Here is a 25,550-nt window from a genome sequence, read left to right on the forward strand (position 1 = left end):
GCGCCGTATACGGAACCGTACGTACGGTGCTGTGAGAGGTCGGTAGATGAAATAATCATCTACCTCCTACTCGATTGAAAAAATACTTTTTGACACCTAGTATAGAATCAGGGGTCAGCCCAGTATTACCTCATAAGTTCCTGGTAATTATTTTTTGTAACCGGTTGGTTGTAAATGAGATATCCAGGCTCCACATTGGTTGCATAATAAGACATTGTGAAATGTAGATGTGGACCTGTGGAAAAACCGGTAGAGCCAACTGCTCCTATCAATTGACCACGTTCAACCATATCTCCTTGTGACACAAATAGCTTCTCCAGATGGAAATATATGCTGAACAATCCTTCCCCATGATCTATGACTACACTGTTTCCAGTCAAGGTAAGATGCATAGCTAAATTGACCTTACCCCTGTTGGTTGCAAGCACATCAGTATTTGTTGGTGCTGCAATGTCTAGTCCGGAGTGTCTGTAAGATGTTGGCGATCCATTGACTGTACGTGATTCACCAAATTCAGTGGTGATTCTACCTTTGGTTGGTAATATAAAGGGTTCCGCATAATATTTTACAGGTGAAGATACTTCCCGAGAAGGGTTAAAATATTTTCTGTATTGGGCATAAGCTTCGTCAGATCTTGTGCTGGATTCAACATTGGGATCAACCGTCAGATATTGAACCCTGAAATTCCTGGAAACCACTTGGATAGTCTTTGTTATTGCATCTCCAGTTTTGGAATCGGTAATCTTAAGGCTATGGACTCCTGGGGTTGTATTGTAGTTTGTTGGGATATATCCATGAATTACTCCATCTGAAATATACCAGCTAAAACCAGGATACAAATCTTGAACCAGTGATAATTCCGAAGGATTAGTTGCATGATATACATTTATTCTTAACATATCCCCTTGCTGGAGTCTGTCCTTGGAAATGGTTACATTTACAGGAAGGCTTTCATCAGGGATGATACCCTGTCTAACCAATAATCTATAGGATATGACAGCTGCCTCTGCCCTGTTGGCATTTTGCTTGGGAGCAAAGGTTCCATTCGGATAGCCTGAAATGAGATCTAAAGCAACAGAAGCAATAGCATTCTTTTTATAATCAGGAGAAACAGCATCAAAGTCGCTTAGACCTGTGCTCGCTTTGTGAAGGGCTGAGGAATCTACTCTACCTCCAGATTGAGCATAGGCGTTGACCACTATACTTGCCATTTCTTCTCGAAATATGTTTTTGTTTAGAGTCGATTCATCCATATTCCCAAACTCATCTGAGCTGATAAGGCCGATTTTTATTGCAGCCTCGACATAGGGCTGTCCCCAGAACTCACCATTTTGACGACTTCGTACATAGGTGCCCTGTGAATTTAAAACAAGTGAAATAAATTCTATCCTTTTTATATTGTCATTTGGCTTGAAGGTGCCATCGGGATACCCTTCGATGGCTTTGTAGTCTGAAACCGTGTCCACATAGGATTTTGCCCAGTGGTTATCGACATCGCCAAAACTTGCAGCAAATGAAGGTGTTACAGCAGTCATGGTGGATACAGCAATAACCCCAATTATTAGAATCAAACTGAATATTCGTTTAAAATACTTATATGACATTTATTGCACTCCTTTCAAGCTGGCTCACAAAAGATATTTTCAATCGTTCACTACTTATAGTATATCTCAATGAGTCATTTAATTGCATTACAATGATATGACAATAAGACCAAACCCCTGAAATACCAAGTCGGTTTAATTTATTTTAGAACAGTTCATAATATGATAAAATCAGAAGAAAGCAATTGATTTTAAATCTTAAGTTATTTAAATATTAAATGCAGCCTGATGGAAGAAATCAAAATACAAGAACAGAAAGAGTGGTCATATGTGTACTGGAATAAAAATTGACTTTAATGATGGTTGTGTAATTGGAAGGACAATGGACTATGAAACCCCTTTGAATTACAATGTATTATTCTTGCCAAGGGAGTACAATTACTGCAAGGATTTGACTGGCAGAAAACTTTACTCAAAATACAAGATGCTGGGAGTTTGCTTTTATGATAGAGACCCACTCAAGGATGGGGTTAATGAACATGGATTGATTGGTATAACCAACGACTTTGCAGGCTTCAATCTATACCCTAAAAACACCAATCCTGATAAAATCAATATATCAAGTCGGGATTACTTTACCTACGCCCTTGCAAACTACAGATCCGTTAAGGAGTTGGTAAGTGATTTGCCTAATATTCGCATGGCTACCAATAATAGCATGGGAGAGAAAGTATTGTCTCCGGACTTTCATTTTATGTTTGCAGATTCAACCAAGAGATGTATCGTAATTGAACCAAAAGGAGGAGAGCTTATTTGTTATGAAAACCCCTATGATGTCATGACAAACTCCCCTGGATTTAAATCCCATGTAAGAAGGCTCAATCAACACATGGACACTGAAAAGATTGAAGACTTCAACTCCTCCAAGGAGCTGCCAGGAGGATACGACCCTGTTTCCAGGTTTGTGAAGGCTTTCTACATGACCAGAATGTGCATTAAATCCTATGATTACAAGGAGGCGCTTTCAAACTTCTACAGCATAATGTCAGCCATGACACTTCCAAATGGATTCATTAAGAACAAGAAGTATAATCACACGACTTATACAAGATACATCTGCTCCTACGATACAAAGCATATGCAATTAACCATCAAGTCTGATACGAATCCAATGGTATACAGTTTAAGCCTTGAGGATATTGTTGATGAAAATAATAGGCAGGCAATTTTTCTAGATTTTGATTTCATGACGCAAGAATTAAGAGAAAGCAAAAGAAGCAAACAGTCTCCAATACCTGACTAGAATTCCCTTAATGCTTCTACAGAGTGGATTAAGCAAAAAGGTGTATAGGATAATAGACGGCAGGAACTAAAATAAGAGAAGCCGACATTCCGGCTTCTCTTTAATAAACTTCTTAATCCTCAACTACTTTGACATCCTTCCAGAAAGCAAATTGTCCCTTTATGTGAGATGCCTTTTCTTTAGGTTCAACATAAACCCATGCTGCATTTTTTGATTCATGCTCTCCAACTACCAAATGATAGTAGCTGGCTTCACCCTTCCAGGGACAGATGCTCTTGTGTTCGCTGTTTTTCAAATATTCCATGTTAACATCTTCCTCAGGAAAATAGTGATTTCCTTCCACAACAACAGTACGGGTACTATCAGCAATTATGGTATCAGCAAATATGGCCTTCATAAAATATATCCTCCTATCTCTGTAAGTTTCTCAGGAACAATAAATACAAACAATTGTCCATTAAGGAATATTTACCCAGAAAAGATCATACTATAGAATAGGCTCTCAAATTTTAAATTTGTGCGGGATTAAGTAGTGATATGAGCAAGAAAAACACATAAAAACCCTTGGGCTAACATGGGAAATCTTCTCTTGCGAAAGATAGAATACAATTATAGTCCAAGGGTCTTATTAAGTTAAATAACTTTTAAGCAGTCAAGACACGTAAGCTGATTTAATGAAATTACTTACTAAGCTATCATACCGCCATCGATTACAATAGTGGTTCCTGTGATATATTTTGCATCATCGGATGCCAGAAAAGCTGCAAGCTTACCTATCTCATCAGGCGTACCTACTCTCTTTAGAGGTATGCCTTCTATTATGGCTTTGGTTTGCTCAGAAGGATCCTCCAGCATATCCTTAGTCATGGAGGTCTCAATCATACCTGGGCATATGGCTACTGCCCTAATACCATCTGCTCCATGCTTTGTGGCAGTGTCACCCGTCAGTCCAATTATACCATGCTTGGATGCAGTGTAAGCAGGACTTGAAAGCCCTCCCCGAAGACCCGCTACAGAAGCTATGTTTATTATGACGCCGTATTTGTTTTCCAGCATATTCTCAAGGGCATATTTAGTTCCTAGAAAGGTACCCTTTAGATTAACGTCTATTACCTTTTCAAAAGTCTCTTCTTCCGTGGTTGGAAAAGTTCCCTGACCATCAAAAATCCCTGCATTGTTTACAAGTATGTCAATTCTGCCATACTCTTCAATAACTTTAGATATGGCTTCCTTGAATACCTTGGAGTCAGAAACATCTCCCTGTAGGGAAATCCCTTTTCCTCCTTCTTCATGAATCATACTTAAAGTTTTGTCACCACTTTCCTTTGTACGATTGATTATGGCAATTGCTGCACCCTCTCTTGCAAGCTCAAGAGCAATCTCTCTACCATTCCCCGACCCTGCTCCGGTAACTATGGCTATTTTATTCTTTAACTTCATACAAGATACTCCCCTTTCTTTTAATCAAAAAACACATCCTCATTTATTGATTACCCGTGAAGGGAAGCAATATTCATAAAAAAAGCATGATGGATTCTAGCAGGTGCTCTTAGAATGAGTGAGTATAATATGCAATAAATTCTGGGGCATTAGGTTTATATAAGCATTAAATCGGTAAATGTTTTAAAGCAAAGGTAGAGGACTGGGTGATAGACATAAACGCTGTCATTGATAGGTAAAAGATGAAGACTACTGGAAAGATTTTTACATGGTGAAACAGAAATTATCAGGTATCAACAGTAGTGATAAACACATCTTAATCTTATCGAGAATAATCGAAGATTTAGTGAAAACAATGAATAATGACAGATGTGAAGTTAATGATTTTGTGAGACTTGAAGAGTAGCTATGAAACTATAAATCAGATTAAATGGAGGAATAATAGGGTATTATTATAGTACTTAAATAGAAAATATGTCCTGAGTGATGAGCTGTATGCACAAATACAGACAGAACTAATATGCTATTTAGTAGTAACCAGGTAACGATAGAAGAAGTATAAGAGTACGACTCTAGTGAAAACATGATCTAACATATAGGTATATCATTAACTAATATTTCCTATGTGTTATGCATAAAAAACAAAGAAGAATTATGATCTACCAGCAATTGAGAGGGAGGTATTAATTATGAATTCAATTATTTACATCATAGGTGCAATCGTGGTTATTTTTTTTATACTTAGAGTTCTTGGTCTGGTTTAGGCACGAGGCAATGTATTTGAGAAAAACATCTATTGACGGATATATTAACTGTGTATAGGATTTAAAAAGATTCCCGTAAGGCGGCTTGATGTTGTTTTGCGGGTTTTTTGTGTAAAAAGAAAATTGTATGATGATTTGTAGATAAGCATACACGCCAATTGAATTGTGCTAAAAGCACCTTGATTGACTTTGATTGCCTTTACCGTATTGTTTGCATTTATGATTCGTCAAACGCTGGATATTGGTTTTGCTCAACTCACAGGACTATGGTATGGATTTTGGCTAAAAAATAGGAAGGGGATGTTGGAATAAGGAGAATCGGGTTGCCAAAATATGACTTTATCCTATATTATAGAATGAAGGATAAAACAATGGTAGCTCCAACCATCAACACATTGCTGAAGCTATGCATTATCATTGGATAATACATGCTTCCGCTTTTTTCGTAGCAGATTCCATAAAAAATGCCGAGTCCAAATGCTAAAACCAACTGTGAACTACTGTATGTCATCCCAAAGGGATTGAATGTAAAGCTCATGTGAGCCATTGCGAAAACAACTGCAGCCAGAAGGTTTGCTGAGCTGATATTGTATGTGATAGTTTTTCTTTTAAGGAATAATGAAAACATTGTAATAGCAAAAGCCCTGAAAATCAACTCTTCTGAGGGACCAGACAATAGAAGTTGAAATCCCATGTATCCAACAATATTTGTTGCAGTTAGCGGGAATTGAAAATGCTGAAATCCATTGGTAAGGATCAAGAAAGTGAAGGATCCAATGGTATAGAATGTAAAGTACTTAAAGAATCTCAAGGTTATGATTTTACCAACGGTCTTGTCTCCCCAGTGTAAACCAAAATTCAGATTATATCTTTTCTTAAGAAAAATCATGATCAACAGAAAAATTAATGCTTGAAAGATATGATGTACAGAAATCCATGCAAAGGAACCATCTGGATCGATGGTAGAGTAGTCAAACAGATTGGCAAAATAGTCAGCAGTTCTTGGAATAAAGAGCAATAGAAACGATAAAAGAATTACAATAATAAAATTTCTGGCTTTTTCCATGGATGTCTCCTTTCAATGAATCTGCAATAATATTTTAGCATTAGTGTATCTTACTTGCAATTAAAACCAGATAGAAAGTACAAAACTCCAGTAAGCATCACTCAATTTCATGTACATTGCAGCTAAAATTTTCAAGAAATGGCCATGAAATATTAGTGGACAGCACAAATCAAGGAGCGAGAAAAAGGAATCTATCATATGCAGTCAAGGTGGTATATAATCAGCCAATTATTCCTAATATGATGGCAATCATACCAAAAATATTTTTTGGAGCACTTTTATGCTAAAATAATGATAAGGAAAGGATATATCATAAATCCTCATTCTTTATTAAATGGTGATTTAGATGTTTATTCCAGGAAAATTATTTTTAATAGGCATGAAACAAGCTCCTGAGTTCTCTCTAATCAGTACATTCGTATAATAATAGAGAATGAAGCAGGTAAGCAGTTTGATAAAGAACTTTTCAGGATAGCCCTGGAAAAGATTAAAAAGAACAATTGTAAACTATTAAGAAATTAATGTAAAGGGGTGGCTATGGTGGAAATAAATTTAAAGGAATTTGAGGCTCTTCTTCATCAATTGACTACATTTGATAAAATGTATGAGCAGGTAAGGATTGTGGATCCTGTTAGCAAGGAAGTCTTATTCGTTAAGAATAATAATGAAGAAGAACTTATACCACTTATTGAATCTTGCTTTGGTATATGGGGAAAAGGTATGATATGTAATAATTGTATTTCTATGAGAGCTTACAATGAAAACGAAACCTTTATCAAAATCGAAACATCTCTTGATAAAATTTTTATAGCTACTGCGATACCGATAAAAATAGAAGAGGAAATGGTTGTAGTTGAACTTCTAAAAAACGTTACAAAAAGTATGATTCTTGGGGACATTGAGTTAACCGAAGGCTTGGAAATTAAAAGACTGCTGGACCAAGCCAATGTTGTAGCAGTGACAGATGAGCTGACACAAATTTATAACAAAAGGTATATAATTGAAAGGTTACCTGTTGATATTGTAAAATCTCATCTTGAAAATCAACCTCTTTCACTCATCATGGCAGATATTGACCACTTCAAAAGAATTAACGACACTTATGGACATTTAGCAGGAGATTATGTATTAAAAGAATTTGCTTGCATCCTTGGGAAAAACACAAGACAGGATATGGATTGGATTGCAAGATTTGGTGGTGAAGAATTTATTATCTGCCTCCTAAATACAGATAAAGAACTAGCAAGTACTATCGCTGAAAGGATGAGAACAGCCATAGACGAGACAGTTTTTAATTATAAAGAAGAAGAGATTAGATTAACATCAAGTTTTGGCCTCTGCACTTTAAACGGTGAAGAAAGGTTAGACTATGAGAAACTGATCCACTGTGCTGACAAGAAACTATATGAGGCTAAAAAGACTGGTAGGAACAAAGTGATTGATTGAATATTCCGTTGCTAGAGTAATCGTTCATAGATTTATTTTTTATTGCAAAACAACTACTAATGATTTATACCTCCTTGAAACAAGGAGGTATATTTTTTATGATAAATTTGTCTTTGAGAGCCTTTGGAGTGGTAATAAGTAGTAAAATAAATTTTGCTTGACTAATACCAAATATGGAATTATAATTAAAAATGGAATCAAAAGGAGGCAGATTATGAAAAATATTAATGAAATACTGTTAAATCCTGTTCGAATGCGAATTATTCAGGAACTTTCCACAAGAGATAGCGCAACAGCCAATGAGCTTTGTGAAAAAATCAGTGACGTGCCACGGACAACCATGTATCGACATATAAAAATATTAATTGAGAACAAAATCCTATCAGTTATTTCGGAAGAAAAAGTGAGGGGAAGTTTAGAGAGAACAATTGCATTGAACATTCCTGAAATCACCAAACACAATACTGTCGAGAACGCTGCTGAAAATGCTTTGGGATTTCTCTTAAGCAATTACACTAAGTTTCATAGGTACTTTAATGCGGAGAATCCAGATCCCGGGAAAGACATGATTTTTCTGAATAATACGGTATTGATGATGAATGATCCTGAATTCGAGCAATTTCTTAATGAACTGCGCCAGTTGCTATTGAAGTACAGTTTTGATGTAGGCGAGGATAGAAAAACCAGGGATATTTCGATTATTTCTGCACCTGTGGAGGACTAAAGGAGAAGCATTATGAGAAAAAAAGATGGAACTAATCAGAAAAAGACTAAAACAAAATGGAGGATAAAGATCATGATAATTGCTGGAACGCTCCTCGGATTTGTAGCATTGGCTATGCTTGTTGGTTCAATTGCTCAAGCTACCTATTTCAAAGGGAAATTGGAACAAATTGAGCCCTATGGGCAGATTATTGATATTGAAGAAGGGCAGATGCATCTCTACTCAATGGGAGATGGAGAGAAGACGATTGTTTTGCTCCCCGGGATGGGTGTTGGCCTTCCATCCGCAGATTTTTCACCTCTTATGCGTACACTTAGTCAAAATTACACTGTTGTAACGGTCGAATATTTTGGAATGGGCTTTAGCAGTCAAACAGAGAAACCACGAACGACTGAAAATTATGTTGAAGAAATAAGATTGGCACTTAAAGAAGGGGGATTCGAGGCACCCTATGTGTTAGTGCCCCACTCAATCTCAAGTGTTTTTAGTGAATACTATGCATCGAAATATCCAGAAGAGGTGGAAGCAATCATATCACTTGATGGTACGTCGACCGCATTTTATGAAGAGATGCCATCTTATGTAAAATATTTGCTACCTGTTGCAAGATTCCAGCAATCTACAGGAACCTTATCACTGCTTGCCAATATTACAACGAAAAAACAAGAATTGCTCGATAAGGGATTTACTCAAAAAGAAATCAGTGACGTGATTATATTCGGTGGGTTTACACTGAATAAGAATGTGTTGGAACAAATTAGGAGTACACCTGAATATATAAAAGATACAAAGGATTTACCTTTTCCCGAATCGGTTCCCTATTTTAAAGTGATTTCCAAAGATACTTATGAAACACCCAATAAGCAACTAAAAATCACGCCTCAGGAATATCAACATAACCATCTTAAACGGATAGGTGAGCATGCAGAATACGAAATACTTGAAGGCAACCATTTTATTTATTCAAATAATGCTGATAGGATTCTAGAAATAGTTGATAATGTATTAATCAAGACCAAACAATAGACAGTGGAAGAGCTACTGATGTAGCAAAGATAGCCAATAGATAAAGACAATCAAATAATTATTTCTCCAACCGCACCTGCATGTATTCTAGTTAAAAAGTCATTTAATATGGCTTTTTTTATTGCGAATAGTAAATTTCTACTTTCAGTAAGAACTGGTATATTGTCGGACATTTGGGAACTCGAATTCAAAGACTGATGTAATCATTCCCAGTTGATTCTAGCTACCTTATGTTAAGACTCTCAGAGATGTGGTATATATTTTAATGAGGAGTGAGTTTTATGAGCAAGAAGGAGAAGAAATTGGAGAAGTACTATTCTAAACGGGATATTGACAAGTCTCCTGAGCCCAAAGGAGAAAAAGATATCTCAGAAAATGAACCGATATTTGTTATACAAAAGCATGATGCAAGCAACCTTCACTATGACTTTCGACTTGAAGTGGGTGGTGTTTTAAAATCATGGACAATTCCCAAGGGACCTTCAACAGATCCTGAAGACAAGAGATTGGCAATTCCAACGGAAGATCACCCAATTGACTATGTTAATTTCGAGGGTGTTATCCCCGAGGAAAGCTATGGAGCGGGTGAGGTTATTGTATGGGACACAGGAAAATATGAAAATACATCGTAAAAAGACAATAACTCTCTGTCCATTGAAGAAGCCGTTGAGAAAGGACATATTACTGTCAATCTGAAGGGAGAAAAACTTCAGGGAGGATATGCACTAATCAGGACAGGCAACGAGAATGATTCCAGATGGCTTTTCATGAAAAAAAAGGATGATAAGGCAGATGCCAGGAGAAATCCAGTGAGCACAGAACCAGAATCAGTCATAAGCGAGAATACTATTGAAGATCTGAAAAAGGAAGATCAAGATGATTGATATCAGGGAAGTCATTTCAGAAAATGAGGAAAGCAAGCTCACACAAAATGAAATGCCAGATTGGATAGAACCTATGCTGGCAACCCTTACGCACAATCCATTTTCAGAGAAGGGTTGGCTATATGAACGAAAATTTGATGGTGAAAGGTGTCTGGCCTTTAAAAGTGGAGATGATCTGCAGCTAATGTCCAGAAATAAGAAGGATTTAAAATTTAGATATCCTGAAATAGCAGATGCATTATCCTCAATGAATGTCGACAGCTTTATAGTTGATGGTGAGATTGTAGCATTTGATGGCACGGTTACAAGCTTTTCAAGGCTCCAGAAACGTATGCATGTCAGCAGCATGGAAGAAGCTATGGAAAGCGATGTGGAAGTGTATTATTACGTATTTGATATTATGTATGCAGATAAATACGATCTTACAGACCTGCCTCTAAGGGAAAGGAAGAAAGTTTTAAAAAGAATTCTGGACTTTCAGGAGCCAATTCGTTATACCATTCACCAAAATGAAAATGGCCTTGAGTACTTGCAGGAAGCCTGCAACAAGCAATGGGAAGGCTTAATAGCTAAAAAATCTTATAGCCAGTATTTGGGTGCTAGGTCAAAGAAGTGGCTTAAATTTAAATGCAGTAAAAGTCAGGAGTTCATTATAATGGGCTATACTGATCCCAAGGGTGAAAGAATAGGTTTTGGAGCATTGATTATGGGTTATTATGAAAATGATAGACTGAAGTATGCCGGCAGGGTTGGAACTGGCTATAATGATGATTTTCTGAAAGAATTGAGTGAAAAACTAAAAAGAATTGAAACTGACCATTCTTTCCTTGATGATGATATTCCAGGAAATGGTATTCACTGGGTTGAACCAAAGTTTGTAGGAGAGGTAAGTTTTAACGAATGGACAGATGATGGGAGACTAAGGCACCCAAGCTTTAAGGGTCTAAGGGATGATAAGGATCCAAAGGATGTTGTCAATGAGAACTTGAGAGCAAAGAAGGGTGATTGATTATGAAAATCAATGATAGAGTAATCGAGTTAACAAATACTGACAAAGTGATCTTTAGTGGAGATAACATTAAAAAAGGTGACATTATTAAGTATTACAAGGATATATCTCCCGTAATGATTCCCCATATAGAGGACAGGCCCATGACTCTTCATAGATTTCCCAACGGCATTGAAGATAAGGGCTTCTATCAGCAGGAAATTTCTGATTATTTTCCCGATTGGATTAATCGGACTTCTGTTAATAAGAAAAAAGGGGGCAAGGTTAGCCATGTAGTATGCAATAACCCGGAAACTCTGGTTTACCTGGCTAATCAGGCATGTATCACCCCCCATATATGGCTAAGCAAAATATCTAAGCTGGAAAAGCCGGATAAAATTGTTTTTGATTTGGACCCTTCTGACAATGAAAATACCTTGATAGTAAAGGCAGCTAAGGAGCTCAAAGAATTTTTTGACGGTACGGATTTAATTCCTCATTTGATGACAACAGGATCACGGGGGCTACATGTGGTTGTTCCAATTGTACCTGAAATGAGTTTTGATGATGTTCGAACTTATGCAGCAAAAATAGCTAAAATTATTGAAAAGGAGAACCCAGATGATTTTACCACCCAGCATCGAAAAGAAAAGCGTAATGGTAGACTTTTTATAGATTACTTAAGGAATTCTTATGGCCAGACATCTGTTGCACCCTATGGCATCCGAAGTATAGCAGGAGCCCCAGTAGCGACTCCTCTGGACTGGGATGAACTCAAATATGAAGATTTTGATCCACAAAAATACAATATAAGGAATATCTTTCGAAGACTGGGGCAAAAGAAGGATCCTTGGAAGAATTTTAGATCCAAGGCATCATCCTTACACGGGCTAGATAGCTTGCTTTAGGTTTATATGGAAGTTATGTCATATGAACTACAGCAAATGTATGTCACAGAAAATCTGTATGAAGATTTCTGGAGGTTACTTTAAAAGGAGGCTCATTAAAATGGATGAACTGTCTTTATTGGTAGAAAAAATTATAGCAAGAGGTATTTTAAAAACTCCTTCAATAAAAGATGCACTGTTAACTGTGGACCGTAAGGATTTTGTGTTGCCCAAGTACGGAGAATATGCTTATGATGACCAGCCTTTACCCATTGGTGAAGGACAAACAATTTCTCAGCCATCAACTGTTGTTTTTATGCTGGAACTTCTACAAGCTCAAAAAGGCAATAAGGTTTTGGATGTAGGGTCTGGTTCTGGATGGACTACTGCACTTCTTGCACATATTGTAGGTCCCAAGGGGAAAATAGTTGCCGTGGAGCTTTTGGAGACATTAAAAACCTTTGGTGAAAACAATTTTAAAAAGACCAAGTATGAGAATGCCACTTTCCTTAAGGGAAATGCAGCTGGTGAGCTTCATGAAGAAGCTCCTTTTGACCGTATACTTGTTAATGCTAGTGCAAGGGAAATTCCACCTACTTTTCTTTCTCAGTTGACCATAGGTGGAAAAATGGTTATTCCTCTTAAAGATGCTCTCGGAAATCTTGTTCTAGTGGAGAAGCTGGGTGAAGACGATTATAAAAAAAGTTACTACCCAGGTTTTGCATTTGTTCCGTTTATAGAATGATTAAACTCTTAAGATAACTATCAAACTGACAATGGTAAGTGCAAAAATCACAATTGTGAGAACAAGCAATAGCCAGAAAGGAGTGACATCAATTCCAACATCCTTTAATCTATTGAGAATTTTTCTATAACGCCAGTAAGCAAAGACATAGCTGGCTTCTCCTGTTATAACCAAAAGTATTCCCATGCCTCTAATTAGTATTGTAGGACCAAATTCACCCAAGAATGCAATTACCCCTAAGCCTGCACTAACAAGCGCTAGACCTGTTCGAATCCAGGCAATAAAAGTTCGTTCATTTGCCAATAGCGTTCTTTCATTGGCTAGGTTTGTTTTACTATCTGCTAAGATTTTTTTTTCATCCTTTTCACCAATTAACATTTGATTAGACTCACCTCTCTTATTAAAAATATTTACAGTCCCCAGAAAACAGCTATGAAAATAGGTGTCACAATTGCCAATAGTATTTGCAGAGGAGCTCCTACTAAGAAATAATCTTTAAATTTATAGCCTCCTGAACTGTACACCATTAGATTTGTCTGATAACCCATAGGTGTTAGAAATGCCGTACTCGCTGCAAAAGTCACTGCGATTACAAATGCAAAAGGGTTGACTCCAAGTTGTTCAGCAATACCAACAGCTATTGGTAGCATTAAAATAACACTGGCATTATTGCTAATAATATTGGTAACAGTGGCGGTAAATAAATAAAATATGCCTAATATGACTAAATTTGGCAAGTCTTTGATGACATTGAGCAATTGAATAGTTAAATATTCAGCTGCTCCCGTTTTTTCAAGAGCCAGACCCAGAGGAATCAACCCGGCCAAGAGAAATATGGTTTGCCAGTTTACATATTCATATATTTCAGGTGGCTTAATACATCCAGTGGTCACCATAAGTACCACACCGAGGAATGCTGACAGGACAATAGGAAGAATGCCCATTACCGCAAGGACAATTACACCAGCCAATATACTCAAGGTCAGAATAATTTTTGAATAATTAACATCATCACTTTCAACTTCTGCAATTACAATTAAGTTCTTACTTTTTGAAATCATTTTATATGTGTTGGAACTTCCAAGCAACAATATGCGGTCGCCTGCCTTCAATTTAATTTCGCTGATGCTTTTATGAATCAACTTGTTTCCTCTACGAACCGCAAAAGCCAATGCCTGATAGTCTTTGAAAAACCCCAAGTGATCTAGAGTCTGGCCTTCAACAATAGATGCGGGTAAGACAACCACTTCAATATACTTATCCCAGTCATTTGAAATTTCCATGGCTTTTTCCTCAGCCTTTACTTCGGCGAGCAATCTAACCCCGTCAATTTTTCTGATGCTTTGCAGATTATCCAAATCCGTTCGTAGTATTATTCTATCTTCAGCTTCCAGGGGTTTTGAAATTGAAGTGGCAGGTGTTTCATCTTTTGAGGAAATCAATTGTACAACTTCAATATCTAAATCATTCTTTTCCAATATTTTGTCAATACTGCTTCCAATCAATGAAGATTCTTTTCTTATCACTATCTCGGTAAGAAAATTATCTGCAAAATACTCTTTGGTTAGGCTTTGATCGGAACTAATTCTTTCAGGGAGAAGTCTATGTCCTATTATAACCAAATACAATACACCAAAGAAGAAAACAACAATTCCCAGTTGTGTGAACTCAAACATTGAAAAAGGTTGACCGATTAATCTATCGGAAACATCACTGGCCAATATGTTGGTAGATGTACCGATCAAGGTCAGCATACCTCCCATCATTGATGCATAGGATAAGGGAATCAATAACTTGGAAGGAGAAGATTTAGTCCTTCTGGTCATTGTGATTATCATCGGCGTAAAAATAGCTACCACAGGTGTGTTATTTAGAAATGCTGAAAGGATTCCTGATAGAACAGCAATAAAAGATAGCTGCTTAAAGGTATTATTACCGGTATTTTTAATAATTAAATTACTGATCATCTTGACTAATCCACTTTTTCGAACTGCACCACTAACTATAAACATTGCCAACACTGTTAAGGTGGCCTTATTGGAAAATCCAGACAAGCTTTCTGCCACAGTTAGGTTGGTCCAAGGTTTTAGTATAATTAAGATAACAGGGATTGAAATTGCGATAATATCCAATGGGACAGGCTCTAGAAAGAACAAAAGCATAAGAACCAGAACAAGTGCCAATATTACAACAATGCCTGAGGTAAGGGTCTTGCTCTTCAGGGATTCCATGTTTTTACCGGTGGCAGCAAATACAGGAGTATCTATTGTGGAGACTAAGATTCCAAGTATCAGTATAATACATATGAAAATATGAAAAATAGTTTTTGATGGTTTTTGTCGGTTTAGGAACAAGTCAGTCCCCTCCTTTGGGTCTTGTACACCTCACCATGATTGCCAGAAACAATTTTGATTTATGCTCAAACCTATCATTATAAATTTTATACCCTAATACAAAAAATAATAGTTGGAAAATCTATGTTTGGTTTGAGTTTCAATTAATTTGAACCATATTTCAAGGAATCCTGGATTAAGTGAAAAGATGTTTCAAATTTGACATAAGTCCTCAAACTTGGGTATAGTAAATATATAGATGAGCAAATTTAGAATGTTCAGACAAATCCATAAGGCATTTACACATTAACTTTAACAAAGAAGGAGGTTTTTAAATTGATTGAACTTGTAAATATAACCAAATCATACGATGGTAAAATTAACGTTATAGAAAACCTTAATTTGAAGATAAATAAGGGAGAGATTGTTGTTCTGATTGGTGAATCTGGATGCGGGAAAACTACAACTTTGAGGATGATAAATAGACTTAACGAACCAACTGGTGGAACAATTATGATAGACGGAGAAGATTATACCAAAATGAGCAAAATAGAACTAAGGAGGCAGTTGGGATATGTAATACAGAAGGTTGGCTTAATGCCTCATCTTACCGTAGGCAAGAACATAGAGATAATTCCAGAACTTAAGGGATGGGACAAGCAAAAAAGAAAGGACCGAGCCTATGAATTGCTTAATGTTGTAGACCTACCACCAGAGGAATATTATGACAGATATCCTCATGAATTATCCGGTGGTCAACAACAGCGTATAGGTGTTGCTAGAGCTTTGGCAGTAAACCCTGACATTATACTTATGGACGAACCATTCAGCGCATTGGATCCAGTTACAAGAGAACAGCTGCAAAAAGAGCTTTTAAGACTTCAGGATGACCTTGGAAAAACAATTGTATTTGTAACTCATGATATGGATGAAGCATTAAAAATCGGAGATAAGATTGCTGTTATGAAAGATGGAAAAATACTTCAGTACGACACACCTGAAGAAATCCTAAAGAATCCTGCAAATGACTTTGTAGAGTATTTTGTAGGAAAAGATAGACTTTGGAAGTCACCTGAAATGCTTCGTGCTGAGGATATTATGCACAAGACCCTGGTTACTATAGGACAGAAACGAACTCCGGCTCAAGTAATAGAAGTTATGAAAGAGAAGGACATGGAATTTATATTTATTGTGGAAAAAGAAACCAGTAAACCCCAGCCTCCAATTGGATATATTACCAGAGATAATCTAAGGAAGCAGGGAAGCAATAATGTCAAGATGGCTGATATATGCAACAGGGAATTCATAACTATACAACATGATGCAAAAATGACCGATGTTTTAAAAATCATGGAAGATAAGAGTGCTCGAAATCTGCCGGTTTTAGATGATGACGGTAACTTAATCGGTATGATAACAACTGCTTCTATATTAAATCTTATTACAAAAGCTGTTGTTGGCGAAGAAGAAAGTCAATAAGGGGGTTGATTTAGATGAGGGATGTAAATTTTTTTCAGTTTATAGCTTCAAGATCCGATGAACTTATAGACTTGACTATACAGCACATACAGATTACCGGATTAGCAGTCATACTGGCTATATTCTTGGGAGTTCCTGTAGGAATCTTAATAAGTAAGAATAGGAGTATGCGTTCACCAGTATTAGGAGTAGCAAATATATTTCAAACAATACCATCATTGGCACTGTTTGGTCTGATCATACCACTATTAGGAACAGGATACGTTCCTTCGGTCTTCGTTCTTTTTCTCTACGCTCTCTTACCAATAATTAAAAATACATTCATAGGTATTAACAGTGTGGAAGAAGCAATTATTGATGCAGGACGTGGAATGGGTATGACTGGTAAACAGATATTGACCAAGGTTGAAATACCATTGGCTCTACCTGTAATTATGGGAGGGATAAGAATATCTACGGTTATCAACATAGGAACAGCTACAATAGCAGCTTTGATTGGAGCTGGAGGACTTGGTGAAATGATTTTCAAAGGAATAAGCATGGCAAGCAACAACATGGTACTGGCTGGAGCAATACCGACCGCACTCCTTGCTATATCTGTAGATAAGTTATTGGGAATGTTTGAAACAAAATTGACACCTAAAGGAATTACAAGTCAGAAGGATAAGATCAAGTAATGAATAGGAGGTAAATTAGCTATGAGGAGAATTGTATTATTTAGCATGATTATGATATTAGCTATCGGAACACTTACAGGATGTGGTGAGAGCGAAAAAGTTATAGAGATTGGACACAAAAATTATACAGAACAAAGGATCGTTGGCCAACTGTTTTCAAAAATTATAGAAGCGAAAACAGACTATGAAACAAACGTTACGGAATTTGGTTCCACCAGTATAGTATTTGGAGCTTTAAAGGCTGAAGAAGTAGATGTTTACGGAGAATATACTGGAACGGCATATGCAGCACTTTTGGGAGAGTCTGAGTTAAATGATCCCCAAGAGGTTTACGACTATGTTAAACAGAATTTTGAAGAAGAATTAAATCTGTACTGGTTGAATGAAATGGGATTCAACAATACTTATACATTTAGCGTTCTTCCGGAAGTTGCAGAAGAATACAATTTAGAAACCATATCAGATTTGACTGAAGTATCTGACGAACTTGTATTGGGTGCTGTAATGGAGTTTATAGAACGTGAAGACGGACTACCTGGAGTTCAAGAATTCTACGGTGGATTTGAGTTTAAGGATGTCATAGCTCTAGATCCAGGACTAAGATATAATGTAGTGGAAGAAGGAAAGGCAGATGTAATTGATGCCTTCAGTACAGATGGTAAAATTTTAGTTTATGATCTTAAGGTTCTTGAAGATGATAAGCAGTTTTTCCCACCTTATTTTGCTGCACCTGTAGTAACAGAAGATTTATACAACAACTATCCGGAAGTTGTTGAAGCTCTTAATCTTCTGGGAGGAGTATTAACGGATGAAGAAATGCAGGAACTTAACTACAAAGTAGGAGAAGAGGGAATGGATCCTGAAGTAGTTGCAGAAGAATTTTTAACAGAAAAAGGTTTAATTTAACAGAATATAAATTCAGATATTCATATTTATTTTAAGCTCTTTGTCATAATTAGGGTTGGGGGTTTTATCAATCCCCTCTCCTTTGTTGACTTGGAGCTACTTTTATTTTTGTGGCTGGTTTATAATGATACTAGATTATAAAATATAAAACCGTAACGGTGATTCACCGTTGCTTATATTTAAAAGGAGTTGGCTAATTGTGAAGCAATTTGGAATTATGGTTGGATTGGATAAAAAAGATGCTTTTGAGGGGTGGTTTTGCAAAGTTGATGATCCAAAAAATGGGTTATTGCTGTCCATCATCTGGGGATATTCGACCCACAGAGAGACAAAACATGCTTTTATCCAGTTCCAAGATAGCTTAAAGCACGATACCACATACATATCCTATCCAATAGAAGAATTGAATTGGAAAGAAGATCCCTTTGTTCTTCAAATCGGCAATAATGAGCTATCTCAATCAGGCATGATTTTGGATTTTGAAATGGACGGAATTTTTTTAAGGGGAGATTTTCAATTCAGCAGTTTATCCCCGATTAAAAAATCTTTTCTAAAACCTAATATTATGGGATGGCTCACTTATTTCCCAAATGAGTGCAATCATTCAATCATCAGTATGAACCATAAGGTATCCGGAGAACTTATGATTGGAAATCAGTCATGGACAATTGAGGATGCAGATGGTTATATTGAAAAGGATTGGGGTACTAGCTTTCCAAAAGAATATGTCTGGGTTCAAGCCAATGATTGGGATAACAGCTCTGTTGTGTTTAGTTATGCTACTGTTCCCGTGTTTGGAAAATATGCAAAGGGATTTTTTCTTGTTCTCCATCATGAAGGCAAGGAGTACCGCTTCAGTAGTATTGAAGGCAGCAAATTGATGAATTTCAAAGTTTCAGATGATTCATTTAGTGCCACTATCAAGAAGAAGCACACTCGTTTGAAGATTAATGCAAAACAGACTAATGCTGTAGAATTGGCTTCGCCGGATAACGGGGAGATGAAATCTCATATCAAGGAATCTCTGGATGGAACGCTTGAACTTATCCTTGAAATTGAGGGTAGGAATTTTGTTGAACTATCCAGTAAAAGAGCTTCCATCGATGTACACTATAATTTGTAGAACTAAAAACAATTATCGTTAATCATTAAACCATATATCAAAATTCGATTGTATTATGACGAATAAACTAAAGGAGAAGAAAATGAAAATTCTCGTAACTGGAGCATCTGGAAATGTTGGTAAATATGTTGCACAAGAGTTGCTGAAATTGGATGAAGAAATAGTTGTTGCTGGTACCGATAAAAGTAAGCTTGAAAAACTTTATGGTGATAGAATCGAGAGTACAATACTTGATTTTACAAAGCCTAAGACATTTGAGAGTGCACTGGTGAATGTTGACAGGGTATTCTTAATGAGACCACCTCATCTTGGAAAACCTGAGGAATTATATCCGTTTATAGACTACATGAAGGAACAGGGTATTAAGCTGGTATCATTTCTTTCTTTGATGGGAGTTGAAAATAATCCGATACCACCACATCATAAAATTGAGAAATTTATTGAAAACTCAGGGATACCTTATTCTCATATAAGACCGGGATTTTTCATGCAAAACTTGTCTGGAATCCACTCTGCAGAAATAAAAGAGAAGGATGAAATATTTATACCAGCCGGTAATAGCAAGACAAGCTTTATAGATGCAGCAGATATTGGATTATCCATAGCAACTGTGTTACATGAACCTGAGAAATATAAGAACTCTACCTATACCATAACAGGTCCAGAGTCCCTAGATTATTTTGAAATAGCAGAAATCTTGAGCGAAGTTACAAAAAGAAGAATTAAATATGTAAAACCTAGGTTTTTGAAGTATCGAAATTATTATATAAAGATTAGAGGTTTGGATAAGAAGTATGTAAATGTAACCATTGCGCTTTATTTTATGACAAGAATGGGCACAGCGAAAGTAGTAACAGATGAGTTTCAACGGTTAACAGGGCAAGAACCAAGAACCTTCAAAGAATTTGCTGAGGATAACATAAATCGCTTTATGTAAATTGGCATCTATTTTTGTTTGCATTGAGTTCAACCGAATGAGTCACATCATGGATTGTTTATATAAATGTATGCTGTGGTAAAAGTAAAGTGTAGACCAGTTTATCACTGCTGCGTATTGAAAAAAGAACATGATGCAAGGGGGAATACATCAATGAGTAAGAAATGGATGGTATTGATCATAGTAGCAGTTTTATTAATAGCGTTTTGGCAAATGGGAGGACTGGATTTTCTATTAGCCCGAACCATTTTTGCACCGGATTACAATCCTGATTCAAGGGAGGAGGAGATGGTTGAAGATGGTGATCAAGAGGAAGCAGAGGAGCCTGTAGTTGAAGAGGAGGTCATTGAGAGTTCAGAGGGTGAAGAAGAGGTCATGTTTTCCACAGAGGAACTAACCTATGAAATAGAAGTAATAGGAGAGGGTTTGGAGATTCCTTGGGAAATATTGCCACTAAGTGATGGAAGTTTTCTAGTGACAGAGAGACCAGGAAGAGTCCTTATTCTGGATAAGGGAGAGATTTACGGGGTCCAGGGTGTTGAGCACATTGGAGAAGGTGGTCTCCTGGGTATTGAAAAGAGCCCTGATTTTGATGCTAACAATCACATATTCCTCTACTACACCTACAGTGAGGGGAATCAAATACTCAACAGGGTATCGAGATTTACACTTGAAGAAGACACTCTGGTAGATGAGACATATATTCTTGACAGGATTCCAGGATCAAGATTTCACAATGGTGGAAGAATTAAATTTGGGCCCGATCAAAAGCTATATGTTACCACAGGTGATTCACAGGTTCCAGAGCTTTCACAGGATGTGGACTCTCTTGCAGGAAAGATTCTAAGACTTAATGCTGATGGGAGCATTCCCGAGGACAATCCTTTTGAGGACAGTCCCGTATTTGCCTATGGATTGCGCAACCCGCAAGGTTTGGCATGGCATCCTGTTAGTGGAGACTTGTTTGCGAGTGACCATGGACCCAGTAGTCAGGACGAGGTAAACAGGATTATACCAGGTGGAAATTACGGATGGCCAAATGTGACCTGTGCTGATGGGGGATCACAGTATGAGGATCCTGTATCCTGCTATTCTGACTTCACATTGGCTCCTTCTGGGATAGCATTTCTTCCGTGGGATAACCTTGATGAATCCCCTCTGTTCGTAGCTGGCTTAAGAGGCAATATGATTATGAGAGTTGATGTAGATGATGAGGGAAGTTTTGTCAGACAAGAGGACCTTTTCCGAGACTATGGGCGAATTAGAACTGTTGTCTATCATGAAGATTCATTATATGTGGCTACGAATAACAGAGATGGAAGAGGCGTTCCAGGAGAAAATGATGATTTGGTCTTAAAAGTAACGCCTGTATTTCCATCGACGGAATAAGCCAAATAAACAAGAGAGTAGAATGATTGTTATGGGATAAAAGAATCCCCGCAAGTTAGCTGAAAGGTCAATTTGGGGGGATTCGTTATGTGATGAAATTAAAAGTTTGGAGTCGATATGTGCTAATAGTATTCTACGCAATTTATTTGATACACTCAGTATAGAAAAGTATGGATTGATCAGTAGAGGTTGTTAACAAAGGAGATGAAGACTCATGATGATAAAAAGTATAAATAGTATCACAGCTGCTAGTACTCAGAAGAAGTATACATTTCATTTGCTATTATTGATTCTTTTGTTGTCCTTTGTCCTAATGGGTTCAAATTCTGGAGTTGAAGCAGAATCTGGACAATTGAGTAAAGCGGAATATAATGCACACCCAATAGCTTATCTGTTAGAAAATGATTCCATATTGGGCCTGCTTGGAAGAGACTTCATTGAGATAACTAAATTGTTAGGGGTGCCAGATGAGAAAGGCTATAGTGAAGCTTTTGGTCCACATCAATATATTCTATATAAGCATGATAAAGGGTTCATACGATTCTCTTCTCCTGAATCTATGGGGAACAAAAACATAATTGTTAACAGCGTTATTTTGGGACCAGGTCGAGAGGTATTAGGGGCTACAGTTGGAATGCATTTTCAAGAGATTATTAATGTTGTAGGGACTCCAGATTTTGGACCCGAGACGGGTATGGATGATCTCTACTATATGAATTACTATCATGGAGAAATCAATAATCAGTTGCCTGAGGTTTTTGTTAGTTTTGTTTCTATTTCAATTGATGCTCCAACTGAATATGAATTTATCAAATTGGAACATTCCAAGCTTGACGAAATATTATTGCAGGTTGGAGCGGTGAATTAAAGATGACCCGACATTCAGAGCAATTAATATATAGCTACCAAAATAGTGGAAACTATGGAGAGGGGGTATCATATGATTTTGGAACACAATAAAAATTCAAATCAAGAGACCGAAGATGATTACTTCATGAAAATATTCAATAAATCAAATTACAAGGAAAAAACAATGCATAACGATGAAGTTTTGATAGACAACGACGATTCGAATATTAAGATATTCAACATGTCGTAGCACTATCTGGTTGAATATGGATATTGGAAATTAGTGATAGGTAAGTAAAGGGGGATACGAGTTATGAATTCAATTTTTTATATTGTTGGTGTGGTAGTTGTTGTTATGTTTATACTAAATTTTATATTCTAAAATGTAGTGAGTATTAATTAAAAAGAAATGATGTTGTAGAAAAGCCCGCAGAACAGTTGAATACTTAATCTGCGGGTTTTATTTGTGTGATTTGTAAAAATTCAAATCGTTTCTTAAGCTATAACTTCTTGGAATAATCCATAAGCTCATCAGGTGAATACATCTTTAACTTTTCCATTAGGTTTTCTCTGTGCTTATCTACAGTTTTTGTCGATATATCCAAGTTTTCAGAGATTTCCTTGCGACCGTAACCTCTAACCAGCATTTGAAATACTTGCTTCTCTCTTGACGTGAGCTTATTGTATAGCACCAAATTCTTCTGTGCCGTGATATCATTAAAACTAATCAAGAATTGAACGTCATCTTCATCAGGCATTGAGATTGCCATTGCTGAGACAACAATCCAAGTATAATACGTTGAGTTAATTGGCATGTAACCCATTGTAAGTCCTTGCATCACTTCATTTGAATTGAGGATTTTCATAAAGGGTAGTGTTTTTTCCGAAAAAGCTTGTCCATCCTCATGGATGGGATTTGAAAAAAAGTCTACCAATCTCTTTTTTTCCATTTGATTCAAAGTTAGACCAATAATGGTTTCAGCAGCTTGGTTAGCTGATATAATTTTACCATCACGGTCACAAAGAACAATGCCATGTGTTATGTTTTCATATATCGTGCGGTAGGTGTGCTCTTCTTTGCGAAGCATTTTCGCCTGTTCCTCTTCTGTCACATCTATTAGAGCGGCAATACATGTATCACCTTCCTTGTTTTCACGTGCCTCCATATGGACAATAATAGTATCTTCCGGTCTTTGCAGCTCGAATTCGAAGATTTGTTGGGAGTGGTCCTTGTATACATTTTCCAGGAAAATGGTAAATTCAGACCTAGACTTAGAAGACATAAATTTTTGGAAATGCTGGTTTATCAGAAGGGGACGTTCAACTCTGAACAAACGTGCACCAGCTGAGTTAACATGCAAAATATGGCCACTTCTGTTCAGGGTTATATAGCCAACGGGAGCAGAATCATAAAGATTGGAGTACTGTTCAAGAAGTAATTCCAAGTCCGTTCTTGCCTGCTGCAACTCATCGTTTTGTAATTTGAGATCACTAATTTGTTCAGCAAGTTCATTGTCGATTTCCTGCAATCTCGAAAGCGTACCAGGAACACTCAATCTTAGTAAACGATCTGGCAAAAAATCATCTGCGCCGCGATAATGTGTTCTATTTGACGTGCTTTTTTTGCTATTCATGATAACTCCTCCAATTCGTGAGTGACTGGTATTAGATGATATAGTTATAATTATCATATCACTTTAGCAGACTACAAGCAATATGGGCCAGTATTCATATCGAACTGATTTTACCAAATTACATAACTCTTGCCAATCTACTTCCTGTTTAGCAATTTCATATTGCGGGCATCAATATTATATATGGGATCAGTATTACTGGATTTAAATTCATCATATGAAAGGGTGAAGCATATGCTTAAATGGTCGGCAGTGTTTTTTATCATAGCTCTCATTGCAGCGTTCTTCGGATTTATCGGAGTAGCAGGTGTAGCTATTGAGATTGCAAAAATTCTCTTTTATATCTTTGTGATACTCTTTATCATAACATTAGTCGCCGGAATCATAGCTGCGCGACGAATTAGTTGATTTTATTAGTTAGTGGGTACAGTTAAGAGAAAAAAGCAAGGAAGCTAATCTTCTTAATTTGAAGTCAGAGGCTTTGGGAGAAATTTATTAACTTGAGTATAGGTTTTAAAAGGAGGAAAAAATGAAAGATCAAATTGGAAAAGATGGTAATCGTGTTGAGAAAGATACAGTTTATAGAGACAGAGAAGCTGAAGTTGATAACAAGGTAAGTAGAGAAACAAAGGAAACCAGAGACGGTAAAGTTCTGGTAGGTGTATTCGGAATGGTAGAGGAAGCTGTAGAAGTTATTAAACGTTTAAAGGAATCTGGATATCGTGAGGATGAAATAACTTTGGTAGTGAAGGATGACGAGAAACTTGAGCGAATAGAGGATGAAGTAGATGTCGATGTTGAAGCCCAGGGCTTTACTGAAAAAGTCGCTGGAGGAGCTGCAATTGGTGGAACGTTAGGCGGTCTTTATGCAGCATTACCTGCATTGGGCCTAGTTACTGTACCCGGAATTGGGCCTATACTTGCTGCAGGTCCGATTGCAGGAGTACTGGGTGGTATAGTTGCAGGTAGTGTAACTGGTGGACTGATAGGCGCCTTGGTTGAATTGGGCGTTGATGAAGAGGATGCCAAGAATTATGAATATCTGGTGGAAGAGGGGAAAATTCTGATACTTGTTGAAAATAGAGAAGACCTGCGTGATGATGCATATATGGCCTTTAGACAGAACAACACCCTTGTTGGCGGGCGAAACTGGTAAGGATAGCTTAGAATAAATTATTGAGCTATATTGAGATTATTTTGGAGCATTCTATGAAATAAACTCTTGGAACTGCGGTATTATAGCATTTTCGAGGGTTTGCTCTATTTAAGGTTAGATTCTAATATAATTTAATATGAATGAAATATCTAATTAGACTTTTGAAAACATAAGGGTTTTACTAATAAAAGCACCCCAAATAATAGATTTTCTAGTATTTGGGATGCTTTATAGCTAAAGTGGAACTTTT

Annotated in this window: 25 protein-coding genes; 18 read left to right on the forward strand and 7 right to left on the reverse strand. The window is 36.9% G+C overall.

Annotation, left to right across the window (positions count from 1 at the left end; genetic code table 11):
• Positions 1–125: 125 nt before the first annotated feature.
• Complete coding sequence (locus ACOEN1_RS08945) at positions 126–1,604, reverse strand: peptidoglycan DD-metalloendopeptidase family protein (RefSeq protein WP_422486548.1); 1,479 nt, start codon at positions 1,602–1,604, stop codon at positions 126–128.
• 268 nt (positions 1,605–1,872) lie between these two features.
• Here ACOEN1_RS08945 and ACOEN1_RS08950 point away from each other — a divergent pair, with 268 nt between their 5' ends.
• On the forward strand, positions 1,873–2,847 hold the full coding sequence (locus tag ACOEN1_RS08950; protein ID WP_422486549.1) for a linear amide C-N hydrolase: 975 nt from the start codon (positions 1,873–1,875) through the stop codon (positions 2,845–2,847).
• Between the two features lie 112 nt (positions 2,848–2,959).
• On the opposite strand, the gene ACOEN1_RS08955 is transcribed toward ACOEN1_RS08950, so the two are convergent.
• From ACOEN1_RS08955 to ACOEN1_RS08965, 3 genes are all read right to left on the reverse strand, one after another.
• Entirely contained in the window at positions 2,960–3,244 is a 285-nt protein-coding gene (locus tag ACOEN1_RS08955; protein ID WP_422486550.1) for a DUF427 domain-containing protein, read from the reverse strand.
• Between the two features lie 290 nt (positions 3,245–3,534).
• Positions 3,535–4,287: an SDR family NAD(P)-dependent oxidoreductase gene (locus ACOEN1_RS08960; RefSeq protein WP_422486551.1), complete on the reverse strand. Its 753-nt coding sequence runs from the start codon at positions 4,285–4,287 to the stop codon at positions 3,535–3,537.
• Positions 4,288–5,400: 1,113 nt separating this feature from the next.
• Positions 5,401–6,117 (reverse strand): CPBP family intramembrane glutamic endopeptidase, encoded by a 717-nt coding sequence (locus ACOEN1_RS08965; RefSeq protein WP_422486552.1) that lies wholly within the window; start codon positions 6,115–6,117, stop codon positions 5,401–5,403.
• Between the two features lie 540 nt (positions 6,118–6,657).
• On the opposite strand from ACOEN1_RS08965, the gene ACOEN1_RS08970 reads away from it, so the two are divergent.
• The 7 genes from ACOEN1_RS08970 to pcm all read left to right on the forward strand — a co-directional run bounded on the left by ACOEN1_RS08970 (position 6,658) and on the right by pcm (position 12,817).
• Positions 6,658–7,563, forward strand: a complete 906-nt coding sequence (locus ACOEN1_RS08970; protein ID WP_422486553.1) for a GGDEF domain-containing protein — start codon at positions 6,658–6,660, stop codon at positions 7,561–7,563.
• Between the two features lie 214 nt (positions 7,564–7,777).
• Complete coding sequence (locus ACOEN1_RS08975) at positions 7,778–8,287, forward strand: helix-turn-helix domain-containing protein (protein WP_422486554.1); 510 nt, start codon at positions 7,778–7,780, stop codon at positions 8,285–8,287.
• Between the two features lie 12 nt (positions 8,288–8,299).
• The gene (locus tag ACOEN1_RS08980) at positions 8,300–9,313 is read left to right on the forward strand and encodes an alpha/beta fold hydrolase (protein ID WP_422486555.1); all 1,014 of its coding nucleotides are present in this window, start codon (positions 8,300–8,302) and stop codon (positions 9,311–9,313) included.
• A 281-nt stretch (positions 9,314–9,594) separates the two neighbouring features.
• Positions 9,595–9,945, forward strand: a complete 351-nt coding sequence (locus tag ACOEN1_RS08985) for a DNA polymerase ligase N-terminal domain-containing protein (RefSeq protein WP_422486556.1) — start codon at positions 9,595–9,597, stop codon at positions 9,943–9,945.
• Positions 9,946–10,189: 244 nt separating this feature from the next.
• Positions 10,190–11,206, forward strand: coding sequence for a non-homologous end-joining DNA ligase (ligD, locus tag ACOEN1_RS08990; RefSeq protein ID WP_422486557.1), 1,017 nt, complete (start codon positions 10,190–10,192; stop codon positions 11,204–11,206).
• A 2-nt stretch (positions 11,207–11,208) separates the two neighbouring features.
• The gene (ligD, locus tag ACOEN1_RS08995) at positions 11,209–12,093 is read left to right on the forward strand and encodes a non-homologous end-joining DNA ligase (protein WP_422486558.1); all 885 of its coding nucleotides are present in this window, start codon (positions 11,209–11,211) and stop codon (positions 12,091–12,093) included.
• A gap of 100 nt (positions 12,094–12,193) precedes the next feature.
• Positions 12,194–12,817: a protein-L-isoaspartate O-methyltransferase gene (gene pcm / locus ACOEN1_RS09000; protein WP_422486559.1), complete on the forward strand. Its 624-nt coding sequence runs from the start codon at positions 12,194–12,196 to the stop codon at positions 12,815–12,817.
• On the opposite strand, the gene ACOEN1_RS09005 is transcribed toward pcm, so the two are convergent.
• Together ACOEN1_RS09005 and ACOEN1_RS09010 are read right to left on the reverse strand one after the other, a co-directional pair.
• Positions 12,818–13,195, reverse strand: coding sequence for a YidH family protein (locus ACOEN1_RS09005; RefSeq protein ID WP_422486560.1), 378 nt, complete (start codon positions 13,193–13,195; stop codon positions 12,818–12,820).
• 32 nt (positions 13,196–13,227) lie between these two features.
• A complete protein-coding gene (locus tag ACOEN1_RS09010; protein ID WP_422486561.1) occupies positions 13,228–15,171 on the reverse strand; it encodes an SLC13 family permease in 1,944 nt (647 codons plus the stop codon).
• Positions 15,172–15,486: 315 nt separating this feature from the next.
• Here ACOEN1_RS09010 and ACOEN1_RS09015 point away from each other — a divergent pair, with 315 nt between their 5' ends.
• From ACOEN1_RS09015 to ACOEN1_RS09050, 8 genes are all read left to right on the forward strand, one after another.
• Positions 15,487–16,629, forward strand: coding sequence for an ABC transporter ATP-binding protein (locus ACOEN1_RS09015; protein WP_422486562.1), 1,143 nt, complete (start codon positions 15,487–15,489; stop codon positions 16,627–16,629).
• A gap of 14 nt (positions 16,630–16,643) precedes the next feature.
• A complete protein-coding gene (locus ACOEN1_RS09020) occupies positions 16,644–17,306 on the forward strand; it encodes an ABC transporter permease (protein ID WP_422486563.1) in 663 nt (220 codons plus the stop codon).
• Between the two features lie 21 nt (positions 17,307–17,327).
• Entirely contained in the window at positions 17,328–18,212 is an 885-nt protein-coding gene (locus tag ACOEN1_RS09025; RefSeq protein ID WP_422486564.1) for a glycine betaine ABC transporter substrate-binding protein, read from the forward strand.
• Positions 18,213–18,411: 199 nt separating this feature from the next.
• Positions 18,412–19,335, forward strand: coding sequence for a tocopherol cyclase family protein (locus tag ACOEN1_RS09030; RefSeq protein WP_422486565.1), 924 nt, complete (start codon positions 18,412–18,414; stop codon positions 19,333–19,335).
• 82 nt (positions 19,336–19,417) lie between these two features.
• On the forward strand, positions 19,418–20,272 hold the full coding sequence (locus ACOEN1_RS09035; RefSeq protein WP_422486566.1) for an SDR family oxidoreductase: 855 nt from the start codon (positions 19,418–19,420) through the stop codon (positions 20,270–20,272).
• A gap of 153 nt (positions 20,273–20,425) precedes the next feature.
• Positions 20,426–21,661 (forward strand): PQQ-dependent sugar dehydrogenase, encoded by a 1,236-nt coding sequence (locus ACOEN1_RS09040; RefSeq protein WP_422486567.1) that lies wholly within the window; start codon positions 20,426–20,428, stop codon positions 21,659–21,661.
• A gap of 214 nt (positions 21,662–21,875) precedes the next feature.
• On the forward strand, positions 21,876–22,529 hold the full coding sequence (locus ACOEN1_RS09045) for a hypothetical protein (RefSeq protein ID WP_422486568.1): 654 nt from the start codon (positions 21,876–21,878) through the stop codon (positions 22,527–22,529).
• A 72-nt stretch (positions 22,530–22,601) separates the two neighbouring features.
• Positions 22,602–22,760, forward strand: a complete 159-nt coding sequence (locus tag ACOEN1_RS09050; protein ID WP_422486569.1) for a hypothetical protein — start codon at positions 22,602–22,604, stop codon at positions 22,758–22,760.
• 250 nt (positions 22,761–23,010) lie between these two features.
• Here ACOEN1_RS09050 and ACOEN1_RS09055 read toward each other — a convergent pair whose 3' ends face one another.
• Positions 23,011–24,144: a PAS domain S-box protein gene (locus ACOEN1_RS09055; RefSeq protein WP_422486570.1), complete on the reverse strand. Its 1,134-nt coding sequence runs from the start codon at positions 24,142–24,144 to the stop codon at positions 23,011–23,013.
• A gap of 183 nt (positions 24,145–24,327) precedes the next feature.
• Here ACOEN1_RS09055 and ACOEN1_RS09060 point away from each other — a divergent pair, with 183 nt between their 5' ends.
• Both ACOEN1_RS09060 and ACOEN1_RS09065 read left to right on the forward strand, forming a co-directional pair.
• The gene (locus ACOEN1_RS09060; protein WP_422486571.1) at positions 24,328–24,552 is read left to right on the forward strand and encodes a DUF1328 domain-containing protein; all 225 of its coding nucleotides are present in this window, start codon (positions 24,328–24,330) and stop codon (positions 24,550–24,552) included.
• 121 nt (positions 24,553–24,673) lie between these two features.
• Positions 24,674–25,300: a general stress protein gene (locus ACOEN1_RS09065; protein WP_422486572.1), complete on the forward strand. Its 627-nt coding sequence runs from the start codon at positions 24,674–24,676 to the stop codon at positions 25,298–25,300.
• The last annotated feature ends 250 nt before the right edge of the window (positions 25,301–25,550 follow it).

Origin of the sequence: Gudongella sp. DL1XJH-153 (genome assembly GCF_049310905.1) — a bacterium.
GTDB lineage: Bacteria > Bacillota > Clostridia > Tissierellales > Tissierellaceae > Gudongella.

What these genes read in the sequence shown, in the direction of transcription:
- ACOEN1_RS08945 (WP_422486548.1), bottom strand. Translation starts at nt 1,604, where the DNA reads ATGTCATATAAGTATTTTAAACGAATATTCAGTTTGATTCTAATAATT.
- ACOEN1_RS08950 (WP_422486549.1), top strand. Translation starts at nt 1,873, where the DNA reads ATGTGTACTGGAATAAAAATTGACTTTAATGATGGTTGTGTAATTGGA.
- ACOEN1_RS08955 (WP_422486550.1), bottom strand. Translation starts at nt 3,244, where the DNA reads ATGAAGGCCATATTTGCTGATACCATAATTGCTGATAGTACCCGTACT.
- ACOEN1_RS08960 (WP_422486551.1), bottom strand. Translation starts at nt 4,287, where the DNA reads ATGAAGTTAAAGAATAAAATAGCCATAGTTACCGGAGCAGGGTCGGGG.
- ACOEN1_RS08965 (WP_422486552.1), bottom strand. Translation starts at nt 6,117, where the DNA reads ATGGAAAAAGCCAGAAATTTTATTATTGTAATTCTTTTATCGTTTCTA.
- ACOEN1_RS08975 (WP_422486554.1), top strand. Translation starts at nt 7,778, where the DNA reads ATGAAAAATATTAATGAAATACTGTTAAATCCTGTTCGAATGCGAATT.
- ACOEN1_RS08980 (WP_422486555.1), top strand. Translation starts at nt 8,300, where the DNA reads ATGAGAAAAAAAGATGGAACTAATCAGAAAAAGACTAAAACAAAATGG.
- ACOEN1_RS08985 (WP_422486556.1), top strand. Translation starts at nt 9,595, where the DNA reads ATGAGCAAGAAGGAGAAGAAATTGGAGAAGTACTATTCTAAACGGGAT.
- ligD (WP_422486557.1), top strand. Translation starts at nt 10,190, where the DNA reads ATGATTGATATCAGGGAAGTCATTTCAGAAAATGAGGAAAGCAAGCTC.
- ligD (WP_422486558.1), top strand. Translation starts at nt 11,209, where the DNA reads ATGAAAATCAATGATAGAGTAATCGAGTTAACAAATACTGACAAAGTG.
- pcm (WP_422486559.1), top strand. Translation starts at nt 12,194, where the DNA reads ATGGATGAACTGTCTTTATTGGTAGAAAAAATTATAGCAAGAGGTATT.
- ACOEN1_RS09005 (WP_422486560.1), bottom strand. Translation starts at nt 13,195, where the DNA reads ATGTTAATTGGTGAAAAGGATGAAAAAAAAATCTTAGCAGATAGTAAA.
- ACOEN1_RS09020 (WP_422486563.1), top strand. Translation starts at nt 16,644, where the DNA reads ATGAGGGATGTAAATTTTTTTCAGTTTATAGCTTCAAGATCCGATGAA.
- ACOEN1_RS09025 (WP_422486564.1), top strand. Translation starts at nt 17,328, where the DNA reads ATGAGGAGAATTGTATTATTTAGCATGATTATGATATTAGCTATCGGA.
- ACOEN1_RS09035 (WP_422486566.1), top strand. Translation starts at nt 19,418, where the DNA reads ATGAAAATTCTCGTAACTGGAGCATCTGGAAATGTTGGTAAATATGTT.
- ACOEN1_RS09040 (WP_422486567.1), top strand. Translation starts at nt 20,426, where the DNA reads ATGAGTAAGAAATGGATGGTATTGATCATAGTAGCAGTTTTATTAATA.
- ACOEN1_RS09045 (WP_422486568.1), top strand. Translation starts at nt 21,876, where the DNA reads ATGATGATAAAAAGTATAAATAGTATCACAGCTGCTAGTACTCAGAAG.
- ACOEN1_RS09050 (WP_422486569.1), top strand. Translation starts at nt 22,602, where the DNA reads ATGATTTTGGAACACAATAAAAATTCAAATCAAGAGACCGAAGATGAT.
- ACOEN1_RS09055 (WP_422486570.1), bottom strand. Translation starts at nt 24,144, where the DNA reads ATGAATAGCAAAAAAAGCACGTCAAATAGAACACATTATCGCGGCGCA.
- ACOEN1_RS09060 (WP_422486571.1), top strand. Translation starts at nt 24,328, where the DNA reads ATGGGATCAGTATTACTGGATTTAAATTCATCATATGAAAGGGTGAAG.
- ACOEN1_RS09065 (WP_422486572.1), top strand. Translation starts at nt 24,674, where the DNA reads ATGAAAGATCAAATTGGAAAAGATGGTAATCGTGTTGAGAAAGATACA.